At 40.6% G+C, this 20,709-nt stretch carries 16 protein-coding genes and 3 pseudogenes; all 19 read left to right on the forward strand.

What is annotated here, in order from left to right; genetic code table 11:
• Window positions 1-47: 47 nt before the first annotated feature.
• Window positions 48-434: a hypothetical protein gene (locus NSQ85_RS03480; protein ID WP_340781158.1), complete on the forward strand. Its 387-nt coding sequence runs from the start codon at window positions 48-50 to the stop codon at window positions 432-434.
• Window positions 431-646, forward strand: a complete 216-nt coding sequence (locus tag NSQ85_RS03485; protein ID WP_239504963.1) for a hypothetical protein — start codon at window positions 431-433, stop codon at window positions 644-646. Before NSQ85_RS03480 ends, NSQ85_RS03485 begins: the two co-directional genes overlap by 4 nt.
• Entirely contained in the window at window positions 612-1,040 is a 429-nt protein-coding gene (locus NSQ85_RS03490; protein ID WP_011681585.1) for a hypothetical protein, read from the forward strand. Before NSQ85_RS03485 ends, NSQ85_RS03490 begins: the two co-directional genes overlap by 35 nt.
• A 164-nt stretch (window positions 1,041-1,204) precedes the next feature.
• A complete protein-coding gene (rsmH, locus tag NSQ85_RS03495; RefSeq protein ID WP_014621931.1) occupies window positions 1,205-2,155 on the forward strand; it encodes a 16S rRNA (cytosine(1402)-N(4))-methyltransferase RsmH in 951 nt (316 codons plus the stop codon).
• Between the two features lie 2 nt (window positions 2,156-2,157).
• The gene (ftsL, locus tag NSQ85_RS03500) at window positions 2,158-2,478 is read left to right on the forward strand and encodes a cell division protein FtsL (RefSeq protein ID WP_002948801.1); all 321 of its coding nucleotides are present in this window, start codon (window positions 2,158-2,160) and stop codon (window positions 2,476-2,478) included.
• A gap of 3 nt (window positions 2,479-2,481) precedes the next feature.
• Entirely contained in the window at window positions 2,482-4,749 is a 2,268-nt protein-coding gene (gene pbp2x / locus NSQ85_RS03505; protein WP_100273128.1) for a penicillin-binding protein PBP2X, read from the forward strand.
• 1 nt (window position 4,750) lies between these two features.
• Window positions 4,751-5,773 (forward strand): phospho-N-acetylmuramoyl-pentapeptide-transferase, encoded by a 1,023-nt coding sequence (gene mraY, locus NSQ85_RS03510; RefSeq protein ID WP_011227524.1) that lies wholly within the window; start codon window positions 4,751-4,753, stop codon window positions 5,771-5,773.
• Between the two features lie 74 nt (window positions 5,774-5,847).
• Window positions 5,848-7,191, forward strand: coding sequence for a DEAD/DEAH box helicase (locus NSQ85_RS03515; RefSeq protein WP_011681583.1), 1,344 nt, complete (start codon window positions 5,848-5,850; stop codon window positions 7,189-7,191).
• A 329-nt stretch (window positions 7,192-7,520) separates the two neighbouring features.
• Entirely contained in the window at window positions 7,521-7,757 is a 237-nt protein-coding gene (locus tag NSQ85_RS03520) for a Blp family class II bacteriocin (protein ID WP_171815042.1), read from the forward strand.
• 283 nt (window positions 7,758-8,040) lie between these two features.
• Complete coding sequence (locus NSQ85_RS03525) at window positions 8,041-9,396, forward strand: bifunctional metallophosphatase/5'-nucleotidase (protein ID WP_340781163.1); 1,356 nt, start codon at window positions 8,041-8,043, stop codon at window positions 9,394-9,396.
• Window positions 9,397-9,448: 52 nt separating this feature from the next.
• Complete coding sequence (locus tag NSQ85_RS03530; protein WP_084826128.1) at window positions 9,449-10,171, forward strand: YutD family protein; 723 nt, start codon at window positions 9,449-9,451, stop codon at window positions 10,169-10,171.
• Window positions 10,172-10,174: 3 nt separating this feature from the next.
• Window positions 10,175-11,343 (forward strand): annotated as a pseudogene (rlmN, locus tag NSQ85_RS03535) (23S rRNA (adenine(2503)-C(2))-methyltransferase RlmN).
• A 1-nt stretch (window position 11,344) separates the two neighbouring features.
• Window positions 11,345-11,872, forward strand: a complete 528-nt coding sequence (locus NSQ85_RS03540; protein ID WP_171815053.1) for a VanZ family protein — start codon at window positions 11,345-11,347, stop codon at window positions 11,870-11,872.
• Between the two features lie 204 nt (window positions 11,873-12,076).
• Window positions 12,077-12,283 carry a hypothetical protein gene (locus NSQ85_RS03545; protein ID WP_011681579.1) on the forward strand — a complete coding sequence of 69 codons (207 nt, stop codon included), beginning with the start codon at window positions 12,077-12,079 and terminating at the stop codon, window positions 12,281-12,283.
• Between the two features lie 187 nt (window positions 12,284-12,470).
• Window positions 12,471-14,228 carry an ABC transporter ATP-binding protein gene (locus tag NSQ85_RS03550; RefSeq protein ID WP_100285003.1) on the forward strand — a complete coding sequence of 586 codons (1,758 nt, stop codon included), beginning with the start codon at window positions 12,471-12,473 and terminating at the stop codon, window positions 14,226-14,228.
• The gene (locus NSQ85_RS03555; protein ID WP_100285002.1) at window positions 14,221-15,966 is read left to right on the forward strand and encodes an ABC transporter ATP-binding protein; all 1,746 of its coding nucleotides are present in this window, start codon (window positions 14,221-14,223) and stop codon (window positions 15,964-15,966) included. The genes NSQ85_RS03550 and NSQ85_RS03555 overlap by 8 nt, the downstream gene beginning before the upstream one ends.
• Before the next feature lie 1,013 nt (window positions 15,967-16,979).
• Window positions 16,980-19,134: pseudogene (locus NSQ85_RS03560) on the forward strand (peptide cleavage/export ABC transporter).
• Between the two features lie 15 nt (window positions 19,135-19,149).
• Window positions 19,150-20,517, forward strand: a pseudogene (locus NSQ85_RS03565) (bacteriocin secretion accessory protein).
• Window positions 20,518-20,531: 14 nt separating this feature from the next.
• A complete protein-coding gene (locus NSQ85_RS03570) occupies window positions 20,532-20,693 on the forward strand; it encodes a ComC/BlpC family leader-containing pheromone/bacteriocin (RefSeq protein ID WP_011681573.1) in 162 nt (53 codons plus the stop codon).
• Window positions 20,694-20,709 lie beyond the last annotated feature (16 nt).

The raw sequence follows: 20,709 nt of genomic DNA on the forward strand, positions 1-20,709 counted from the left end.
TCAGATATTAGCTCTACTGTAACCGAATAGAGAGGAGAAAGATTATCATGAAAAAGAAAATATTGTTATTAGTAACTGGCTTATCTAGCCTTGCCCTTTTGGAAGCTTGTTCAAATCAGTCTAATCATTTATCACAAACAAATTCTGCCTCATCAGTAGAGCAGTCCCGATCAGACGGGAGCGAAAGCGAAGACTCAAGTTCAAGTGAAGAGAAGAAAGTAGATACCTCTGCTTATGATGACATTATCAGCAAGTATCAAACAGCTGTAGCTGACAATCAAACTGACGCTTCAATTAATCCTTTGGTGGTGACCTATGCTCATTCTCAAGCGAATCCGGCGTCACTATCTATGCTTATTATGATATGGATGGTAATGGGGTTGACGAGTTGGTGTTTGCTTTTAAACCTGGAAATGTCTTTAAAGACTATATGATTACGGATATCTACACTATTTCTAAGGATGATGGTCAGGTGATTCGTCTGACTGATGGTTTGCAATTGGGAATGTTAGGTGAGCGTATGACCTTGGCTTACCTCAAGGATAAGACGTTTAGCTACTATGGTAGTGTCGGTGCCACGGCAGGCGGTGGTTCAGGTTATCACTTTAATAATGACGGTCCCTCCTCTTGTCAAAAACGACAGTGATTCAGGTGCTGAAAAAGCAGATCTTTCTAGTTGGGATTGGGAGGATTTGAGTAGTGATGAAAGTAATAGTAGTTCTAAAACATCATTGGAAGATAAAACAAGCTCAAGCTCACTTAAGGCTGATGAACTGAAAAATGGTAACTATAAGTCAGCTGTAGGCACATGGAAGTCCTCAAATGGAATGACCATCAAAATTACTTCGGATGGACAATTGGAACTTTGGGGGAATGCTTATCCAATTGATAAGGTTTCACAAAGTCAATATGTGTCTGGGATATATAGTTTAACTTATATTGATTCCATTCCGACAGGTAACACACCCCAATTGAGCTTTGTCCTAAAGGGGTTAGCGATGGAAGTGATGCTGGAGATAACAGTAAGGACCGAATTTTAGCGACTAATGGGATGCCTTCAGAGAAAAGTTATTATTACAGAGTAGACTAATTTTTGAGTACTAATATATCAATCATAAAGCCAGGCCTAGGGTCTAGCTTTTTTGACTTCCTAACAACTTTCAAGTCGAGACAATTTCTCTGTTCTTATGCTATAATAAAAATTATGACTAATGAATTTCACCATGTAACTGTTCTTTTGCACGAAACTGTTGATATGCTTGATATCAAGCCTGATGGCATCTATGTAGATGCGACTTTGGGTGGCGCAGGACATTCGTCTTATCTTTTGTCACAATTGTCTGAAAAGGGACATTTGTATTGCTTTGATCAAGACCAGAAGGCTATTGATAATGCTCAAGTGCGTCTCAAGGACTATATTGATAAGGGCATGGTGACCTTCATTAAAGATAATTTCCGTAATCTCAAGTCCAACCTTGAAGCTTTGGGTGTGTCTGAAATCGATGGTATTCTCTATGACTTAGGCGTGTCTAGCCCGCAGTTGGATGAGCGTGAGCGTGGTTTCTCCTACAAACAGGATGCCAAGCTGGATATGCGCATGAATGAGGAGGCAAGTCTGACCGCATATGATGTGGTCAATACCTATCCTTACAATGATTTAGTACGTATTTTCTTCAAATACGGTGAGGACAAGTTCTCTAAACAAATTGCACGTAAGATTGAGCAAGTACGTCAGGTAAAACCTATCGAGACGACGACGGAACTGGCAGAAATTATTAAATCAGCTAAGCCTGCTAAGGAATTAAAGAAGAAGGGCCATCCAGCCAAACAAATTTTCCAAGCCATCCGAATCGAGGTCAACGATGAGCTTGGTGCTGCGGATGAGTCTATTCAGGAGGCTTTGGATCTCCTAGCTGTGGATGGTCGTATTTCGGTGATTACCTTCCATTCTTTGGAGGACCGGTTGACTAAGCAGCTTTTTAAGGAAGCTAGCACGGTAGATGTGCCTAAAGGCTTGCCCTTTATTCCCGAAGACTTACAACCTAAGGTAGCTCTGGTTAATCGCAAGCCTATCCTACCTAGTCAGGAAGAATTAGAAGCCAATAACCGCTCGCACTCTGCTAAGTTGCGTGTGGCTAAAAAAATCAGGAAGTAACTATGGAAAATAAGGAACGTCAGATTGTTAATAGGGCTATTAGAAACCATATTCGTTTTATGACACGTATGGAAAAGGCCTTCTATTCGGCAATTGTTTTGACAGCTATTGTAATGAGTATCTCAGTCGTCTATTTGCAAGGACGTAATCAAGCCATCAAGAATCAAATCACAGACCTTAATCGCAAGATTAGTGACGAAAAGACAGAGCTTAACAATGCTAAGCAGGCAGTAAATGAGTTAACTAACTCTGATCGTATCAAAGAGATTGCCACTAAGGCAGGCCTGTCTATTAATAACGATAGTATTAAGAGTGTGAAATAGCAAATGAACAGACTTAAAAAACTTAAACATTTATTTCTAAACTATGTCGTAAGGGATAGGAGAAAGCCAGCTCAAAACCGACAGCATGTTGGTCAGAACCTGATGGTTCTCAGTATTTTTATCTTTTTTGTTTTTATTATCAACTTTGTGGTAATTATTGGAACCGATAGTAAGTTTGGTGTTGATTTGTCAACACAGGCTGCTAAGTCTTATAAAACGAAAACCGCAGTGGCGGCCAAGCGTGGGACGATTTATGACCGAAATGGGAATGTTTTGGCTGAGGATTCAACCAGTTATTCCATTTATGCTATTGTATCAACCAGCTATGTGTCACCAACTCGGGAAAAACTCTATGTACAAGAGAGTCAGTTTGATAAGGTTGCCGATATTTTGAAAGACAAGCTAGGAATTAAAAAGAGTTATACTTTGGCTCAATTGCGTACCAAGGGTGCCTATCAAGTATCCTTTGGACTAAAAGGAAAAGGAATCACCTACTCTGTCAAAGAGGACCTTGAAAAGACTTTTAAGGATGCAGGTATTAAGGGGATGGCATTTGAGGCAACAACATCACGTATGTACCCTAATGGCATCTTTGCATCAGAGTTTCTTGGTCGTGCTGAACCTATTGAAAATAAAAAAGATGGTTCTTATTCTTTGATTGGTCAAACGGGTTTGGAGCGTTCGCTTAATAGCTTGTTGACTGGGACAGATGGGGAAGCTATCTATGAGAAGGATAAAGACGGTAATACGCTTCTGGGTACGGAAACGATTACCAAAGAAGCAATCGATGGTAAGAATATCTATACGACTTTGTCGGCCCCCCTTCAGACCTTCCTTGAAACGCAAATGGATACCTTTATGGAGCAGACCAAAGGCGTAAATGCTTCAGCAACAGTTGTCAATGCGAAAACAGGTGAAATCCTTGCAACGACACAACGTCCAACCTATAACTCGGATACGCTAGAAGGACAGGCTAAAAAGGGTTACGACTGGGTCAACCGCCTTTATGAAGCTCAGTATGAGCCAGGGTCAACCATGAAAGTGATGCTCTTGTCAGCAGCTATCAATAATGGAAGTTTCAACCCGAATGCAACCTACAGTAACGCTAATGGTATTAAGGTTGGTGATGTTGAAATCAATGACTGGTCAATCAATGAAGGTATCTCAACAGGTCGAACGATGTCATTTGCACAAGGTTTTTCATATTCAAGTAACGTTGGTATGACCATGCTGGAACAAGCCATGGGAGACAAAGTCTGGTCTAACTACCTATCGCTATACAAATTTGGAATTCCAACCCGCTTTGGGATGGTTGGCGAGTCTTCAGGGATTGTCTCTCGAAACTCAGTTAATATTGCCCAATCATCTTTTGGACAAGGGATTTCAGTAACTCAAGTCCAAATGCTTCGAGCCTTTACCGCAATCTCTAACAATGGTATTATGTTAGAGCCTCAATTTATAAAACAAGTTGCTGATACTAATAAAGGTACTGTTCGTACAGCCAAGAAAGAAGTTATTGGCAAACCTGTCTCTAAGCAGGCTGCTTCTGAAACCCGTAATTATATGATTTCTGTTGGTACAGATCCAGAGTTTGGTACCCTGTACAACAAGTCTGAAGGTTCACCAATCATTCAGGTTGGTAACAATGATGTTGCGGTTAAGTCAGGAACAGCCGAAGTGCCCGATGAAAAGACAGGAACCTATAAAGTTGGGACAAACGAGACTCTCGACTCAGTTGTAGCCATGGTTCCTTCTGAGGATCCAGAATACATCATGTATGTGACCGTTCAAGAGCCTAAGACCTGGAATAATAATTTCTTTGCGACTGTGGTGAACCCTGTTTTAGAAGAAGCCATGTCTATGGGTGCTACTTTGGATACTTCTGTTTCTGAGGGGAGTGGAAAGACTGAAGAGACTAGCTACCAAACTGGTGATATCATTGGTAAGACACCAGGAGAGACAGCTAATACTCTTCGCCAAAACCTAGTTCATCCGATTGTTCTGGGTGTTGGCAATAAGATTGAAAAGGTTTCTGTAGATGCAAAAGAAGATATTAAAGCTAATGAGCAGATCCTAATCATGACTAATGAGTTCACAGAACTTCCAGACATGTATGGTTGGACCAAGAAGAATGTTGAAACATTTGCCAAATGGAAAGGCATTAAAATTACTTATAAAGGTGGCAAGTCAGGGACTGTTACCAAACAAAGTGTTGCGGCAGGAGAAGCCCTGTCTAAAACCAAAAAGATTACCATTACTTTAGGAGACTAAGATGACTATGAGTCTGATAGCAGGCGTGGCCGCTTTTGTGTTGACGGTGCTCGCCATGCCCCATTTTATTACTTACTACAAAATCAAAAAAATCGGTGGCCAACAGATGCATGAAGATGTGAAGCAGCATCTGGCTAAGGCTGGTACACCAACTATGGGAGGGACAGTCTTTCTAGTGGTTGCCATCTTGATTAGTTTGATTTTCAACTTTCACGTCTTTACTGAGGGGCACCAAGCTTATGGTGCTACAGCAGGGATTCTCTTTGTAATATTGATTTATGGTATTATCGGCTTCCTTGATGATTTCCTTAAGATTTTCCATCAAATCAATGAGGGTCTTAAACCTTGGCAAAAGATGGCTTTGCAGATTGTTGCAGGTTTGCTTTTCTATTTCATCCATGTACTCCCTAGTGGGACAAATAGCCTAGCTATTGGAGGATTGACAATTCAGCTTGGTGTCTTCTATGTTCTCTTTGTCCTTTTCTGGATCGTTGGTTTCTCAAATGCGGTCAACTTGACAGATGGTATTGATGGTTTAGCTTCTGTCTCTGTGGTTATCAGCTTGATTGCCTATGGAATCATCGCTTTTGTCAAGGGTGAGTTAGCTATCTTGACTATCATTATCACTATGATTGGTGCCCTTCTTGGCTTCTTTGTCTTTAACCACAAGCCAGCCAAGGTCTTTATGGGGGATGTCGGTTCCTTGTCACTTGGTGCCATGCTTGCCGTTATTTCCATCGCTCTACGCGTGGAGTGGACACTACTCTTGATTGGTGTAGTCTATGTTTTAGAGACAGCTTCTGTTATGCTGCAGGTCAGCTACTTCAAATATACTAAGCGTAAGTATGGTGAAGGTCGTCGTATTTTCCGTATGACACCATTTCACCATCATCTCGAGTTGGGTGGTATCTCGGGTAAGGGTGAGAAATGGTCAGAATGGAAGGTTGATGCTTTCCTTTGGACTATTGGAGCTCTTGCAAGTTCCATTACCCTTTGGATGGTTCTTGGAAACGTTATGAAATAAATGAAAAAGAGCAGAAATGCTCTTTTTCTGTTATAATGATAAGGGTAGACTAGATAGAAAAGAAGTAAGAAAAAATGTCATTTAAAGATTTTAATTTTAAAGACTATATTCAAGAGGCTCTCGACGAGATTAAATTTAAGGAGCCAACACCTGTTCAGCAAAAATTGATTCCAGTAGTCCGTTCTGGCCGTGATTTAGTGGGTGAATCAAAGACTGGTTCAGGGAAGACACATACCTTCCTATTGCCAATTTTTGAGAAGCTTAATCCAGAGAGCAGGGATGTTCAAGTTGTTATCACAGCTCCATCGCGTGAATTGGCGACACAGATATATCAGTCGACAAAACAGATTGCCAAACACTCTGATACAGAAATTCGTGTTGTTAATTACGTCGGTGGTACGGATAAACAACGTCAGATCGAGAAACTTAAGGTAGCCCAACCGCATATCGTTATCGGGACACCAGGGCGTATTTATGACCTGTTTAAGTCTGGTGACTTGGCTATCCACAAGGCACATACTTTTGTCGTTGACGAGGCCGACATGACCATGGATATGGGATTCTTGGCTACTGTGGATAAGATTGCGGCAAGTTTTCCTAAGGAAGTTCAAATTTTGGTCTTCTCAGCAACCATTCCTCAAAAATTACAACCATTCTTGAAGAAATATTTGACCAATCCTGTCATGGAACAAATCAAGACTTCAACGGTGATTGCGGATACCATTGATAACTGGTTAGTATCTACCAAGGGGCGCAACAAGAATGGACAAATTCTTGAGATGCTTAAGGGGATGCAGCCATACTTGGCAATGATTTTCGTTAATACCAAGGAACGTGCGGATGATTTACACAGTTATTTGGTATCAAACGGTCTTAAAGTAGCGAAAATTCATGGCGGTATTCCACCACGTGAACGTAAGCGTATCATGAATCAAGTTAAGAAGCTTGAATTTGAGTATATTGTAGCGACTGACCTTGCAGCGCGTGGAATTGATATTGAAGGGGTTAGCCATGTTATCAATGACGCTATTCCTCAAGATTTGTCATTCTTTGTTCACCGTGTAGGACGTACTGGACGTAACGGCTTGTCAGGAACAGCAATCACCCTTTATCAACCAAGTGACGACTCAGATATTCGTGAGCTTGAAAAGATGGGGATCACCTTTGAACCTAAGGTCTTTAAAGATGGTGAGTTCCAAGATACCTATGACCGCGACCGTCGTGCCAACCGAGAAAAAGCCTATCAAAAACTTGACACGGAAATGATTGGTTTGGTTAAGAAGAAAAAGAAAAAAATCAAGCCTGGTTACAAGAAGAAAATTCAGTGGAAGGTTGACGAAAAACGCAAACGTGAACGTCGTGCAGCCAATCGTGCTAAGGGACGTGCTGAACGTAAAGCTAAGAAGCAAAGCCTCTAAGCTTGGCTTTTAGATAAAGGTAAATTTAGATTAAAAAATTTAAGAGGTTGAAACTATAAAGTTTCGGCCTCTTTACTTATTATTCATCTTTTGATCCGAAGATCTCACTCCCCAAGCCTTATGACTACAAAGATTTAGGTGTTTTTATCACAGTGGAAAGCCTTAGTTTTTAGAAGATTTTCTTTAAAAGTAAAAGAACTTGTAAGTCCTAAGCTGAATCAACTCTCAAAATTATAATTTCACTACTTTTTTGTTGGCTTCCCACCTATAATAAAATCATAGCTTTTAAGAAAAGCCTAAAACAAAATAGTTTAAAGAAGGTTGTTTTCATGACAACAAAAATCATTAACAATTTTAATTCACTTAATTCCGAAGACCTTTCTATTATTGAAGGTGAGGGTGTGATTGGTTGTGTAGCTGGGGCTGCTGGATCTCCTGTGCTTAGATTTTTGACTGGAACATCAGTTGGAACCCATACATTACCGATTGTTGGGACCATTTCAGGTGGGGTATTTGGGGCATGGTCAGGAGCCGGTGTTGGAATGGCTATATTTTGTGGAGTTTAGTTAGAAATTTGAAAGAACAAAATGATCCGTGCGTTTTTATTTGTGTGTGTTTCATTCTAGCAAGTTGCTATCAGTTGTGTGTTCCTCATCATTGGTTCTTTACAATGATAGATGTTTTAGGAGTTACAGGTTTTGTAGTCCTTATCTATACTAAAAAAACATCATTACTCATAAGCCTTTCAGTAATTAAAAAATTGGATAGCAAGGAGCATCGTCTCACATATAAAAACTTGGCTGAATGAATGTCAAGTTTTTTTGTGGTAAAAGTGCTAAAATAGAAGTCATGAAAGACAAGATTAGAATTCTCCATATCAATGATTTGCACTCTCATTTTGAACAGTATCCACAACTCAAGCGGGCTGTGGATGATTTGAGTCAGACGGACAGAGAGTTGATTAAGGTAGATCTTGGGGATAATGTGGATAAGTCTCATCCCTTGTCAGATGCGACAGCTGGGCGTTTTAATATAGCCTTGATGAATGAGCTGGGGATAGACTATGCGACTATTGGAAATAATGAGGGGATTGGTCTAGCTAAGGATGAGCTAGACTGTCTTTATGAGCAGGCTCAGTTTCAACCGATCATAGGAAATCTCAAGGATGAGGAGGGACAGCCTGAATGGGCCAAGCCCTATCTTGTTCACAAAACTAAAGCTGGTACAAAAATTGCTTTCTTGGCCTATACCTTTCCCTATTACCTTACCTATGCTCCCAATGGTTGGCAGGTGTTAGAGCCTATGGCTAGGTTGGAAGAGGATTTGGCCCGCTCTGAGGTAAGGGATGCAGACCTAGTCATAGTACTTAGCCATCTAGGTGTGCGTTATGATGAGCAGATTTCAGAGACTTATCCACAGGTCAACCTTGTTATCGGAAGCCACACCCATCACCTTTTTGAAGAGGGCAAATTGATTAATGAGACCTATTTGGCAGCTGCTGATAGATATGGCTATTTTCTTGGCTGTATTGACCTAACTGTGGAAAATGGGCAAATAATAGCGTGTCAGATCGAGGCTATCCCCACTAAGGACTATATCTTGGATTTGGACAAGGAGGACGAAGCCTTTATCAAGGCCATGCGTGAGGAAGGTCATCGTCGTTTGGCCCAGGAAAAAGTGGCTAATCTAGGTCGAAAATTAAATTTTAATGAGACCTGTCAATTGGTTTTACAAGCTGTTTGTCAGGAGACAGATAGCCAGTTAACGCTTTTGAATACAGGACTTATCATGAAAACGCTAGGTCCTCAAGTGACAATGGCAGACCTTCAAGAAGCCCTTCCCCATCAGATGCGGATGGCCCGTCTATTTGTGACAGGGCAAGAACTAAAGGAAATTTGTCGTGAAGTTTTTACCAAGGCTGAACTCCTTAAAAACCAAGCTATTAAAGGTATGGGCTTTAGAGGTAAGGTATTTGGTGAGCTAATTACAGGGAACTTTGCTTACAAAAACGGTAATTTGTTGTATAATAGTAGGGTTGTAGATTCCAATGAGAAGTTTAGTTTGGTCCTTGTGGATCAGTACTACTTTTCTTCTTACTTCCCTACAATCAAGAAAAAGGAAGTCACGCTTCTTTTTCCAGATTTGTTAAGGGAACTTGTGGCCAAGTATCTAAGAAATCATTGTGCTGATTGGGATAAGAGATAAGAACATTATCACTGCATCAGGATAAAAAATAAGAGAGCAGAAAGGATGGCACATGCGTAAAGAAATCTTGCCAGAAATGTTTAATTATAATAAATATCCAGGGCCAGACTTTGTGTATGTGGCCGACCTTCTGAAATCAGATGCCTATCAGTTTAAGGTTCTTGAAAATCACAAGGATGCTTTAGACGCTACCCGCTTTGGGCAACGTTTTTCTGAAATCATGCTCAAGTATGACTATATTGTTGGGGATTGGTCTAATGACCAGCTTCGCCTTAAGGGATTTTACGAGGACGATCGTCCCAATACGCGTAAGACAGATCGTATTAGCCGATTGTCAGAGTATTTACGCGAATACTGTGCCTTTGGTTGTGCCTACTTTATTTTGAAAAATGAAGAGCCGCAATTAATCGTCTTTGAAGAGGAGACAGAGCCTCGTCGCAAGTGTCGTCGTTCTAATAATCGTCGTAATTCTTCTCAGGAATCTAGAGAGAAGGAGCATAATGCTTCTCAAAAGAATAAGGGACAAAAAGTTTCTGCTAAGCAAAAGCGGGATAAGTCCAAACGAGGAGACAGGGACCAAGAAGGGGCAAGCTTTGAGAAAGTCAAGCGTCGATCTAAGTTCAAATCTAAGTCCGAGGATGGTAGTCGTGAGCGAAAGCCTAACTTCAAGAAGAGTCAGAAGAAAGCTTCAAAAAATCAAACCCCCTCACTGAAAAAGCAAAGTAATGCCAAGTCAGATGGTCAGCATTTTACAATCAGAAAAAAAGGAAATTAAACTATGTCAGAAGTAACAACACAAGCAAAACCAGAACGTCGTAAACGTCAGAAATTAGAGGATATGGAGGGCTACAAACCTTCTATTTACGGTCTTACTCGTGATGAGTTGATTGACTGGGCTGTGGAACACGGTGAAAAGAAATTTCGTGCTACTCAAATTTGGGATTGGCTCTACAAGAAGCGTGTGCAGTCTTTCGAAGAAATGACCAACATTTCTAAGGACTTCATTGCTAAATTGAACGATAATTTCTGCGTAAACCCATTAAAACAGCGTATCGTTCAAGAATCAAAAGATGGTACGGTTAAGTATCTTTTTGAATTGCCAGATGGTATGTTGATTGAGACTGTTTTGATGCGTCAACACTATGGTTTGTCTGTCTGTGTGACAACTCAGGTTGGATGTAACATCGGTTGTACTTTCTGTGCTAGTGGCTTGATTAAGAAACAGCGTGACTTGACTGCTGGTGAGATTGTTGCTCAAATCATGTTGGTACAAAAGTACTTTGATGACCGTGGTGATGGTGAACGTGTCAGCCACGTGGTTGTTATGGGGATTGGTGAACCTTTCGATAACTATGACAATGTGCTTCGCTTCTTGCGTACCATTAACAATGATAATGGCCTTGCTATTGGAGCTCGTCATATTACAGTGTCAACATCTGGTTTGGCACCAAAAATTAAGGAATTTGCTAACGAAGGTGTTCAAGTTAACCTCGCCGTATCACTCCACGCGCCTAACAATGACCTTCGTTCAAGCATCATGCGTATTAACCGCTCATTTCCACTTGAAAAACTCTTTGAAGCTATTGGATATTACATCCAGACAACCAACCGTCGTGTAACTTTTGAGTACATCATGCTTAATGAGGTCAATGATCACCCTGAAAATGCTCAAGAGTTGGCTGATTTGACTAAGAAAATCCGTAAGTTGTCATACATCAACTTGATTCCTTACAACCCAGTATCAGAGCACGACCAATATAGCCGCTCAACTAAAGAACGTGTGGCTGCCTTTTACGATGTGCTCAAGAAAAATGGTGTCAACTGTGTCGTTCGTCAAGAACATGGTACAGATATTGATGCTGCTTGTGGACAATTGCGCTCAAACACTATGAAACGTGACCGTCAAAAGGCTGTGGCAGAAGCATCTGTAAATCAGAAGGTAAGTAAGATGTTTCAGCTGACGACTTGGGTAGATAAGAATGGAGAACTAACACCAAAAGGAAGAAAGCTAAGTCAAGTTTTGGTTTGTTCTTATCTTCTTTGTTTAGTACTCCTTTGTTGGACACCCCAGTATGGGCTAGTTGAAGGTGTTGAAACCCCCGGTATTCAACATTTTGGTAGGGTAGTGGTGCTTTTGACGCCGTTCAACAGTCTGACTAATTTTAATCAGCTGGATAGTCTTAAGGAGATTGTCTTTGTTCTTGGGCAAAATGTGGCCAACATTTTCTTGCTGAGTCCGCTGATTTTAGGACTCTTAGCCTTGTACCCAAGATTTAGGTCTTGGAAAAAGGTCCTTGTAGCGACGCTTGCCATGTCTTTGACGATCGAAATCGGGCAGGTGATTCTTGATCTTCTCATTGATGCTAATCGTGTCTTTGAGATAGATGATTTATGGACCAACACTTTGGGTGGTTTGGTGGCACTAGGTGCCTATCGCCTCCTTGTGAAACTGATTCAAACGTATTTTAATGAGTAAAAAACCTAGGACACTTTGCGTCCCAGGTTTCACTTATTTTCTCTCATACAAATACAACACATCCAAAAGAGGGAAAAATGAATAAACACTTTTAGTGAAACAATGAAATACTTAATGTGACAGTAGTCACCGTATTGACACTAGGAGCAACAATGACAATGGTTAAAGCAGATACTTATCAAAAGTGGCCGTGATGCCGATATTATGCGAGAAAGAGGGCAGGTTTGGAGCTATTCTGAGGTTAAGAGAGAGTCTCAATTAGCTAACTACAACACTGATGGTCGCTATCTCAGTGAGGCAACTAACTTCGAATTGTACAATTTTGTCAGAGAGTATAAGACATCTGATGAAATCAGACGTATTTGGAACCCTAAGAAGGACGAATCAGTTATCCACGATAAGGATAACTGATTCTATTGATGATGGGCACAAGGTCTATAATTTTGACTCCTTTGCTTATCAATTGCCAGAGTCTACTGATTTTGGAAAATTGACTTATATTGGTCACTTTCAGTTAGAAGATGGTACAATTTATCGCTATTGGAAATAACTTTCATTAGACTTATAATCATCCTTTTGTAGGGATAGGGGGAATAACTTGTTTTTTAAAGAATCAATCATTGCAAAACTTTGGTGGTTTTTCAAGTTAGAAAAACGCCGTTATATTGTCGGGATACTGGCACTGAGTTTGGTTTCGGTTCTCAATCTGATTCCTCCTATGGTTATGGGTCGGGTCATTGATGCTATCACATCGGGAAAATTGACCAATCAGATCTTGCTTTTGAATCTCGTTTATTTGCTTTTGGCAGCTTTAGGAATGTACTATTTGCGCTATGTTTGGCGGATGTATATCTTGGCAACGTCTTATCGCTTGGGACAGATTATGCGTTCGCGGCTTTTTGAGCATTTTACCAAGATGTCGCCTTCTTTTTACCAAAAGTATCGAACTGGTGATCTCATGGCCCATGCCACCAATGATATCAACTCTCTAACCCGTTTGGCTGGTGGGGGTGTCATGTCAGCCGTGGATGCGTCTATCACAGCCTTGGTGACTTTAATCACCATGTTCTTCAGCATTTCCTGGCAGATGACCCTGGTGGCAGTCTTACCTCTACCTTTCATGGCTTTTGCGACTAGTCGTTTGGGACGTAAGACCCACAAAGCTTTTGGAGAATCCCAGGCAGCTTTTTCTGAACTTAATAATAAGGTACAAGAATCGGTGTCAGGTATCAAGGTAACCAAGTCTTTTGGCTATCAGGAGGCTGAGCTCCAGTCCTTCCAAGAGACCAATAAGATGACTTTTGAAAAGAATATGCATACCATGAAGTACGACAGCCTTTTTGATCCTTTGGTCTTGCTCTTTGTTGGCTCATCTTATGTTTTGACCCTCCTTGTCGGGGCCTTTATGATTCAGGCCGGTCAGATAACGGTCGGAAATTTGGTAACCTTTATTACCTATTTGGACATGCTGGTTTGGCCCCTAATGGCCATTGGCTTCCTCTTTAATATCACGCAGAGGGGAAATGTGTCCTACCAACGTATCGAGACTCTTTTAGAGCAGGAATCAGATGTTCAAGATCCTGCTTATCCTCTTCCAAGCATTGAAAATGGTCGTTTAGACTTTGCGATTGACCGCTTTGCTTTTGAGGATGAGGATACTTTGCGAGATATTCATTTCACCTTGGACAAGGGGCAAACCCTTGGTTTGGTTGGACCGACTGGCTCAGGAAAGACAGCTCTTGTCAAGTTGCTCTTGCGGGAGCACGATGTCAATCAAGGAGCCATCTATTTGAATGGACATGACATCCGAGACTATCGCCTATCAGACTTGCGTAGCTTGATTGGTTATGTTCCTCAAGACCAGTTTCTCTTTGCCAGTTCTATTTTAGACAATGTCCGCTTTGGTAATCCAGATTTCTCCATTGATAAGGTGGAAGAAGCGACTAAGTTAGCTCAAGTTTATGATGATATCAAGGATATGCCTGAAGGCTTTGAAACAATCATTGGTGAAAAGGGTGTCAGCCTATCAGGTGGTCAAAAACAACGTCTGGCTATGAGCCGGGCCATGATTTTGAATCCAGAAATTTTGATTTTGGATGACTCCTTATCTGCGGTTGATGCTAAGACAGAACATGCCATTATTGATAATCTTAAGCATACTCGCAAGAACAAAACAACTATTATTACCGCCCACCGTCTCAGTGCGGTGGTGCACGCTGACCTCATCCTGGTCATGCAAGATGGTCGTATCATTGAACGTGGGCGTCATGACGACTTACTAGCTCAAGGTGGTTGGTATGCCAAGACCTACGAGTCTCAACAGTTAGAAATGGAAGGAGGAGAAGCTCATGCCTAATCAAAACCAATGGTCTGTGTTTAAGCGTCTCTTGACCTATCTCAAGCCTTACAAGTTCTTGACCTTTCTAGCTTTGACCTTCCTCTTGTCCACAACGGTTATCAAGAGTATCATTCCCTTGGTGGCCTCTTATTTTATTGATCACTATCTTCATGATATGAATCAGGCGGCAAGTATGATTCTGATTGGCTACTATGGTCTCTACCTCTTGCAGACACTAGTCCAGTATCTGGGAAATCTCTTCTTTGCGCGTGTGTCCTATAGCATTGTCAGAGATATTCGTCGAGATGCCTTTGCCAATATGGAAAAACTGGGTATGTCTTACTTTGACAAGACCCCAGCAGGTTCCATCGTTTCCCGCTTGACCAATGATACTGAGACCATTAGCGAGATGTTTTCAGGAACTCTGTCTAGTTTTATTTCGGCTATCTTTATCTTTGTTACCACCCTTTACACCATGATGATCTTGGACATTCGTCTGACCGGGCTTATTGTCCTCTTTCTTCCTCTGATTGTCCTTTTGGTTAACCTTTATCGCAAAAAATCAGTGGTCATCATTGAAAAGACCAGAGCCTTGCTTTCAGATATAAATGCCAAACTGTCAGAGAGTATCGAAGGGATTCGCATCATTCAGGCCTTTAACCAGGAGAAGCGTCTTAAAAAAGAGTTTGATGCCATTAATGAGGAACACCTGATTTATGCCAGCCGTTCTATATCACTGGATTCTCTCTTTCTACGCCCAGCCATGAGTCTACTGAAGCTCCTGGCTTATGCTGTTCTCATGGCCTATTTTGGCTACCGAGGTATCTATCTGGGTATCACAGCAGGTACCATGTATGCCTTTATCCAGTATATTAATCGCCTCTTTGATCCCTTGATTGAAGTGACACAAAACTTCTCGACTCTACAAACCTCTATGGTCTCAGCAGGTCGGGTCTTTGCCTTGATTGACGAGCGTACCTATGAGCCTGAACAGAGAGACACAGCTGCCAAGGTTACTGAGGGGAATATTCGCTTTGAGAATGTCTCCTTCTCCTATGATGGCAAGCACCAGATTTTGGATAATATTTCCTTCTCTGTCAATAAAGGTGAAACCATCGCCTTTGTGGGATCTACAGGCTCTGGAAAATCCTCTATTATCAACGTGCTCATGCGATTCTATGAGTTCCAATCAGGACGAGTTCTCATAGACGGTGTGGATATTCGTGATTATAGTCAGGCAGAGCTGCGCAAGAATATTGGTCTTGTCCTTCAGGACCCCTTCCTCTATCATGGCACAATCAAATCCAATATTGCCATGTATCAAGATTTAACTGATGAAGAGATTAAAGCTGCTGCTGAGTTTGTCGATGCCAATCACTTTATTGATAAACTTCCTGAAGGCTATGATTCCCCAGTTTCCGAACGTGGTTCAAGTTTCTCGACCGGTCAACGCCAGCTTCTAGCCTTTGCTAGAACCGTTGCTAGCCAGCCTAAAATCTTGATTTTGGATGAAGCGACAGCCAATATTGATTCGGAGACAGAGGCTATTGTTCAAAACTCTCTTGCAAAAATGCGTCAAGGCCGTACAACCATTGCCATTGCCCACCGCCTATCAACAATCCAAGATGCTAACTGCATCTATGTCTTAGACAAGGGCCGCATCATTGAACACGGTAGCCACGAAGAGCTCCTAGCCCTCGGCGGCACCTATCACAAGATGTACAGCCTACAAGCAGGCGCCATGGAAGGAGAGTAAGCTAATCTAGACCATAGCTTCTATATTCGAAAAGATTTCTTAAAAATCAAAATCGAGTAGTGACATTTATGTCACTACTTTTTTGTTGGCTACCACCCTATAATAAAATCATAGCTTGAGAGAAAAAGCTGAAAATAATTTAGGAGGTTGTTAGAATGACAAGGCAAACAAATAATACATTTGAAACACTCGATCTCGAGGCACTTGCAAACGTTGAGGTAGTGTAAAATAAGTTGTGTAAACACAAAAAGGAATAAATCCGTTATAGTAGAGTTGCAAAACATTACTAGAAAGAGATTTATTCCTATGACTCAGTTTACCACAGAACTACTTAACTTCGGCTCTATAATTTCTGTAGTGGGAAAAACCACTGTAGAGATTATAGAGCTTTTTGAGATGGTGCCACCTCAAGGTTGAGTAAATCAAAAGATAGAAGGCACAATTACTCAAGGTGGAAATAAGGTGGGCATTAAGGAAGGGAACCCCTCTAGTGACGCTAAAAATAGCATTGACAGTGATAACAAATACACTTACAAAGCTAAGGAAAATTAAACCGATAATTGAGTAATCGAATCTCAAGAGGCTGATTTAGCCTTTTTTGATAGGATTTTTTGAGATATGGATTGACGTTTTTCATAATGTTATCCCTTTTCGGAATAAAAATAATCAAATTATGACATCATACGATAGAGATAGGCTCCGAGGCTATCAGCAGTCATGGTTTCCTTTGAAAATACCAGGGCTGGCACAGTAATAATGGTTAGATCAAATACGTATGCTTGTAGGACTATTTTAGAATGTTTCCTTCTAATAACTATTGTATAACTTTGAAATCGATTTCAATGAACTTGTCCTAAATGACCCCAAATACGGCTTAAATGGTAATAGTGGAGATGACTTTAAGATTTTTCTTACCGTTTGGGACGTATGGCAACTTTTTGGGACGCTGGCTCTTTTTATCCTGAAAATATGACATACTAATCATATGATAATTTGTGATGAAAGGGTTTGGTATGTTTCGTTTTCGTAGGACTTTTGTCCCTCAAATAGACATGAGGGATTGTGGAGTTGCTGCCTTGGCATCAGTGGCCAAGTACTATGGTTCAGATTATTCATTAGCACATCTGCGTGAGTTGGCGAAGACCAATAAAGAAGGGACAACTGCCTTAGGTCTTGTAGAGGCTGCTAAAAAAATTGGCTTTGAAACGAGAGCTATAAAGGCTGAAATGTCGCTCTTTGAGATGGAAGATGTTCCTTATCCTTTTATTGCTCATGTTAATAAAGATGGGAAGCTTCAACATTATTATGTTATTTATAAAAGCACCAAGGATTATCTGATAATTGGAGACCCTGATCCAAGTGTAAAAGTAACTAAAATGACTAAAGAGCGTTTTGAGAAAGAGTGGACAGGTGTTACTCTTTTTATGAGACCGGAACCCAGTTATAAACCACATAAGGATAAGAAAAATGGACTCTGGGACTTTCTCCCTTTGATCTTTAAACAAAGGTCCTTGATAGCTAATATTGTCTTTGCCAGTCTCTTGGTTACTTTAATAAATATTTTAGGTTCCTATTATTTACAAGGTATTCTAGACGAATATGTCCCTAATCAAATGAAGTCTACCTTAGGAATTATCTCAATTGGATTAGTTGTGACCTATGTTTTACAACAAATGATGACTTTTGCAAGAGATTATCTCTTAACCATACTGAGTCAGCGATTGACCATTGACGTTATCTTGTCCTACATACGACATATCTTTGAACTCCCAATGTCTTTTTTTTGCCACAAGACGTACAGGGGAGGTTATCTCACGTTTTAGTGATGCTAACTCTATTATCGATGCTCTGGCTTCGACGATATTATCACTTTTCCTTGATTTCTCTATTGTGATTATCGTACGAGGCGTGTTATTGATACAAAATAGCAATCTCTTCAAGCTAGTTCTTTGTTCGGTTCCAATTTATACCCTTATCGTCTTTGCCTTTATGAAACCTTTTGAGCGAATGAATCATGACGTCATGCAGAGTAATGCTATGGTTAATTCAGCCATCATTGAGGACATTAATGGGATTGAAACCATAAAGTCACTAACCAGCGAAGAAGTATGCTATCAAAAGATTGATGGTGAGTTTGTTGACTATCTAGACAATTCTTTTCGCCTTTCTAAGTTATCTATACTACAAACATCATTGAAACAAGGTGCTCAACTTATTTTAAATGTACTTATCCTCTGGACAGGTGCTCAGTTGGTGATGGGAAATACCATTTCGATAGGACAATTGATTACTTTTAATATGTTGCTTTCCTACTTCACGAATCCTTTGGAAAATATCATTAACCTGCAAACCAAGTTACAGTCTGCTAAGGTAGCTAATACTAGGCTCAATGAGGTCTATCTGATTGAATCAGAGTTTGGACAAAGTGATGATACCTATCAAGAAGGCATTGCGGATGGAGATATCACTGTTACGGATTTATCTTATAAATATGGTTTTGGTCGTGATACTTTGACTGATGTCAGTTTGACGATTAGACAAGGAGAAAAAATCAGTTTTGTTGGTGTCAGTGGATCTGGTAAGACTACTCTAGCTAAAATGTTGGTCAATTTTTATCAACCATATAAGGGGCACATAGATTTTAATGGTCAAAATATTAGTCGCATAGACAAGAAAACTCTTCGTCAACATATTAACTATCTCCCTCAGCAATCCTATATATTTAGTGGTAGTGTTTTAGAAAATCTTACTTTAGGTGCAGCACGGGGTATTACGCAAGCTGATATTTTGAAAGCTTGTGAAATAGCAGAAATTCGTCAAGATATTGAAAACATGCCTATGGGGTTTCAGACAGAGCTGTCTGATGGAGCAGGTCTGTCTGGAGGGCAAAAGCAACGTATCGCTTTGGTGCGTGCACTACTAACGAAATCTCCTGTACTAATCTTAGATGAAGCAACTAGCGGATTGGATGTTTTGACAGAAAAGCAGGTTATTGATAACCTCCTAGCACTAAAAGATAAAACGATCATCTTTGTAGCACACAGGCTTAGTATCGCTGAGCGGACCGACCGTATCGTAGTCATTGATCAGGGACGCGTAGTGGAGACAGGTTCTCATCAAGACCTGATGTCTTATCCAGGTTTCTATTATCAATTATTTAGAAAGTGAGGAAAAGGAAACACGATGAATCCACAGTTGTTTAAAAGCACAGAGTTTTACCATCGTCGCTACCACAATATGTCTACTGTTTTGATTACTCCCTTGATTTTGTTAGTTATTTTCCTTTTTCTTTTCGCTTTTTTTGCTAAGAAGGAAGTTACAGTCACGTCTAGAGGAAGTATAGAGCCAACCAAGGTTATCGCAGTAATCCAATCAACCAGTGACAATACCATCATAGATAATCAACTGGTTGCTAATAAGGTTGTTAAAAAAGGGGACACCTTAGTTCAGTATTCAGAGACCATGGAGGCATCGCAAAAAGAGGGGCTTCAAAAGCAACTAGAACTTTTAAAAAGACAGGAATCAGGTTTGAAGACCTTGCAATCTAGCCTAACGCAGGGAACCAATCTTTTCCAAGAACAGTAAGACGAGTTTGGTTATCAGAGTACTTTTAACACCTACCTAAGTCAGGCACAGGATATTGACTTGGGTGTGGCTAAAACAAATACAGAGGTTAATAACCAAGCAGCAATTGCGAGTAATACCGGTTCTGCTATTGATAACCAGATTAGTCAATTGCAGACTCAGGTCTCAGAGTATGAGGCGCTCTCTCAAGCTATTACCAATCATGAAACGACTTTACCTGAAGGCAATCCTCATCAGGCAACCTTAAATGCCTATAACAGTCAGTATGCTACGACACCGGATGCCAGTGTAACAGACCAATACCTATCTCAAGTTAATACCAATATTTCGAGCTTGAATGCTTCCATAGGTAATCTAGAAATCCAAAAGGCTGGGACAGGCACAGTTGTAACTTATGACAATAGTGATAGCACTAAAAAAGAAGCTCTAAAAAATCAATTCTTGCAAAATGCAGGACAGCAATTGAGCTCAGTGGAAACACAAATTACCGATACCGAGAGTAAAATCAATCAGGCAGATGTCCTTCTGACTAATACCCTCATCCAGTCACCAGAAGATGGAATCTTACACTTGAGTCAAGCTGATAAAAAAGCAACCATGGCTGCGACAGGAACTGAGTTGGCCCAGCTTTATCCCGATATGACTCAAACTCAGGAAGTTGCCATTACTTATTATGTGAATTCGGATTATGTGCCAAAACTGCAAAAAGGCCAGTCAGTTCGACTGACCTTGGATAAGGTTGGTAATCACGGTACCACAATTATTGGAAAACTTGAGAGTATTGATAATTCTGCCACGGAAACAGAAAGGGGGAATGTGTTTAGAGTAACTGCTAGGGCAAGTATTTCAGAAAAAGAAGCCCAAAATCTACGTTACGGTCTAGAAGGTCGTGTGACAAGCGTTATTGACCAAAAGACCTACTTCAATTACTTTAAAGACAAGTTACTAAACTTGCAAGACCAATAGGAGGAGAATTACTGATGGCTAACAATACGATTAATAACTTTGAAACACTTGATAACCACGCTCTTGAACAAGTCGTAGGTGGAAGTGGGTGGATGGATTATATAAATGGTTTCCTAAAAGGATTCGGAGGGCAAAGAACGCTTCCAACAAAAGACTATAACATTCCTCAAGCTTAGGTATAGAAAAAAGGCT

This window comes from Streptococcus sp. FSL L8-0526, from assembly GCF_038007145.1.
Taxonomy (GTDB): domain Bacteria; phylum Bacillota; class Bacilli; order Lactobacillales; family Streptococcaceae; genus Streptococcus; species Streptococcus thermophilus.

What these genes read in the sequence shown, in the direction of transcription:
- NSQ85_RS03480 (WP_340781158.1), top strand. Translation starts at nt 48, where the DNA reads ATGAAAAAGAAAATATTGTTATTAGTAACTGGCTTATCTAGCCTTGCC.
- NSQ85_RS03530 (WP_084826128.1), top strand. Translation starts at nt 9,449, where the DNA reads ATGCGTAAAGAAATCTTGCCAGAAATGTTTAATTATAATAAATATCCA.
- NSQ85_RS03555 (WP_100285002.1), top strand. Translation starts at nt 14,221, where the DNA reads ATGCCTAATCAAAACCAATGGTCTGTGTTTAAGCGTCTCTTGACCTAT.
- NSQ85_RS03515 (WP_011681583.1), top strand. Translation starts at nt 5,848, where the DNA reads ATGTCATTTAAAGATTTTAATTTTAAAGACTATATTCAAGAGGCTCTC.
- mraY (WP_011227524.1), top strand. Translation starts at nt 4,751, where the DNA reads ATGACTATGAGTCTGATAGCAGGCGTGGCCGCTTTTGTGTTGACGGTG.
- pbp2x (WP_100273128.1), top strand. Translation starts at nt 2,482, where the DNA reads ATGAACAGACTTAAAAAACTTAAACATTTATTTCTAAACTATGTCGTA.
- ftsL (WP_002948801.1), top strand. Translation starts at nt 2,158, where the DNA reads ATGGAAAATAAGGAACGTCAGATTGTTAATAGGGCTATTAGAAACCAT.
- NSQ85_RS03490 (WP_011681585.1), top strand. Translation starts at nt 612, where the DNA reads ATGACGGTCCCTCCTCTTGTCAAAAACGACAGTGATTCAGGTGCTGAA.
- NSQ85_RS03540 (WP_171815053.1), top strand. Translation starts at nt 11,345, where the DNA reads ATGTTTCAGCTGACGACTTGGGTAGATAAGAATGGAGAACTAACACCA.
- NSQ85_RS03525 (WP_340781163.1), top strand. Translation starts at nt 8,041, where the DNA reads ATGAAAGACAAGATTAGAATTCTCCATATCAATGATTTGCACTCTCAT.
- NSQ85_RS03570 (WP_011681573.1), top strand. Translation starts at nt 20,532, where the DNA reads ATGGCTAACAATACGATTAATAACTTTGAAACACTTGATAACCACGCT.
- rsmH (WP_014621931.1), top strand. Translation starts at nt 1,205, where the DNA reads ATGACTAATGAATTTCACCATGTAACTGTTCTTTTGCACGAAACTGTT.
- NSQ85_RS03485 (WP_239504963.1), top strand. Translation starts at nt 431, where the DNA reads ATGATTACGGATATCTACACTATTTCTAAGGATGATGGTCAGGTGATT.
- NSQ85_RS03520 (WP_171815042.1), top strand. Translation starts at nt 7,521, where the DNA reads ATGACAACAAAAATCATTAACAATTTTAATTCACTTAATTCCGAAGAC.
- NSQ85_RS03545 (WP_011681579.1), top strand. Translation starts at nt 12,077, where the DNA reads ATGCGAGAAAGAGGGCAGGTTTGGAGCTATTCTGAGGTTAAGAGAGAG.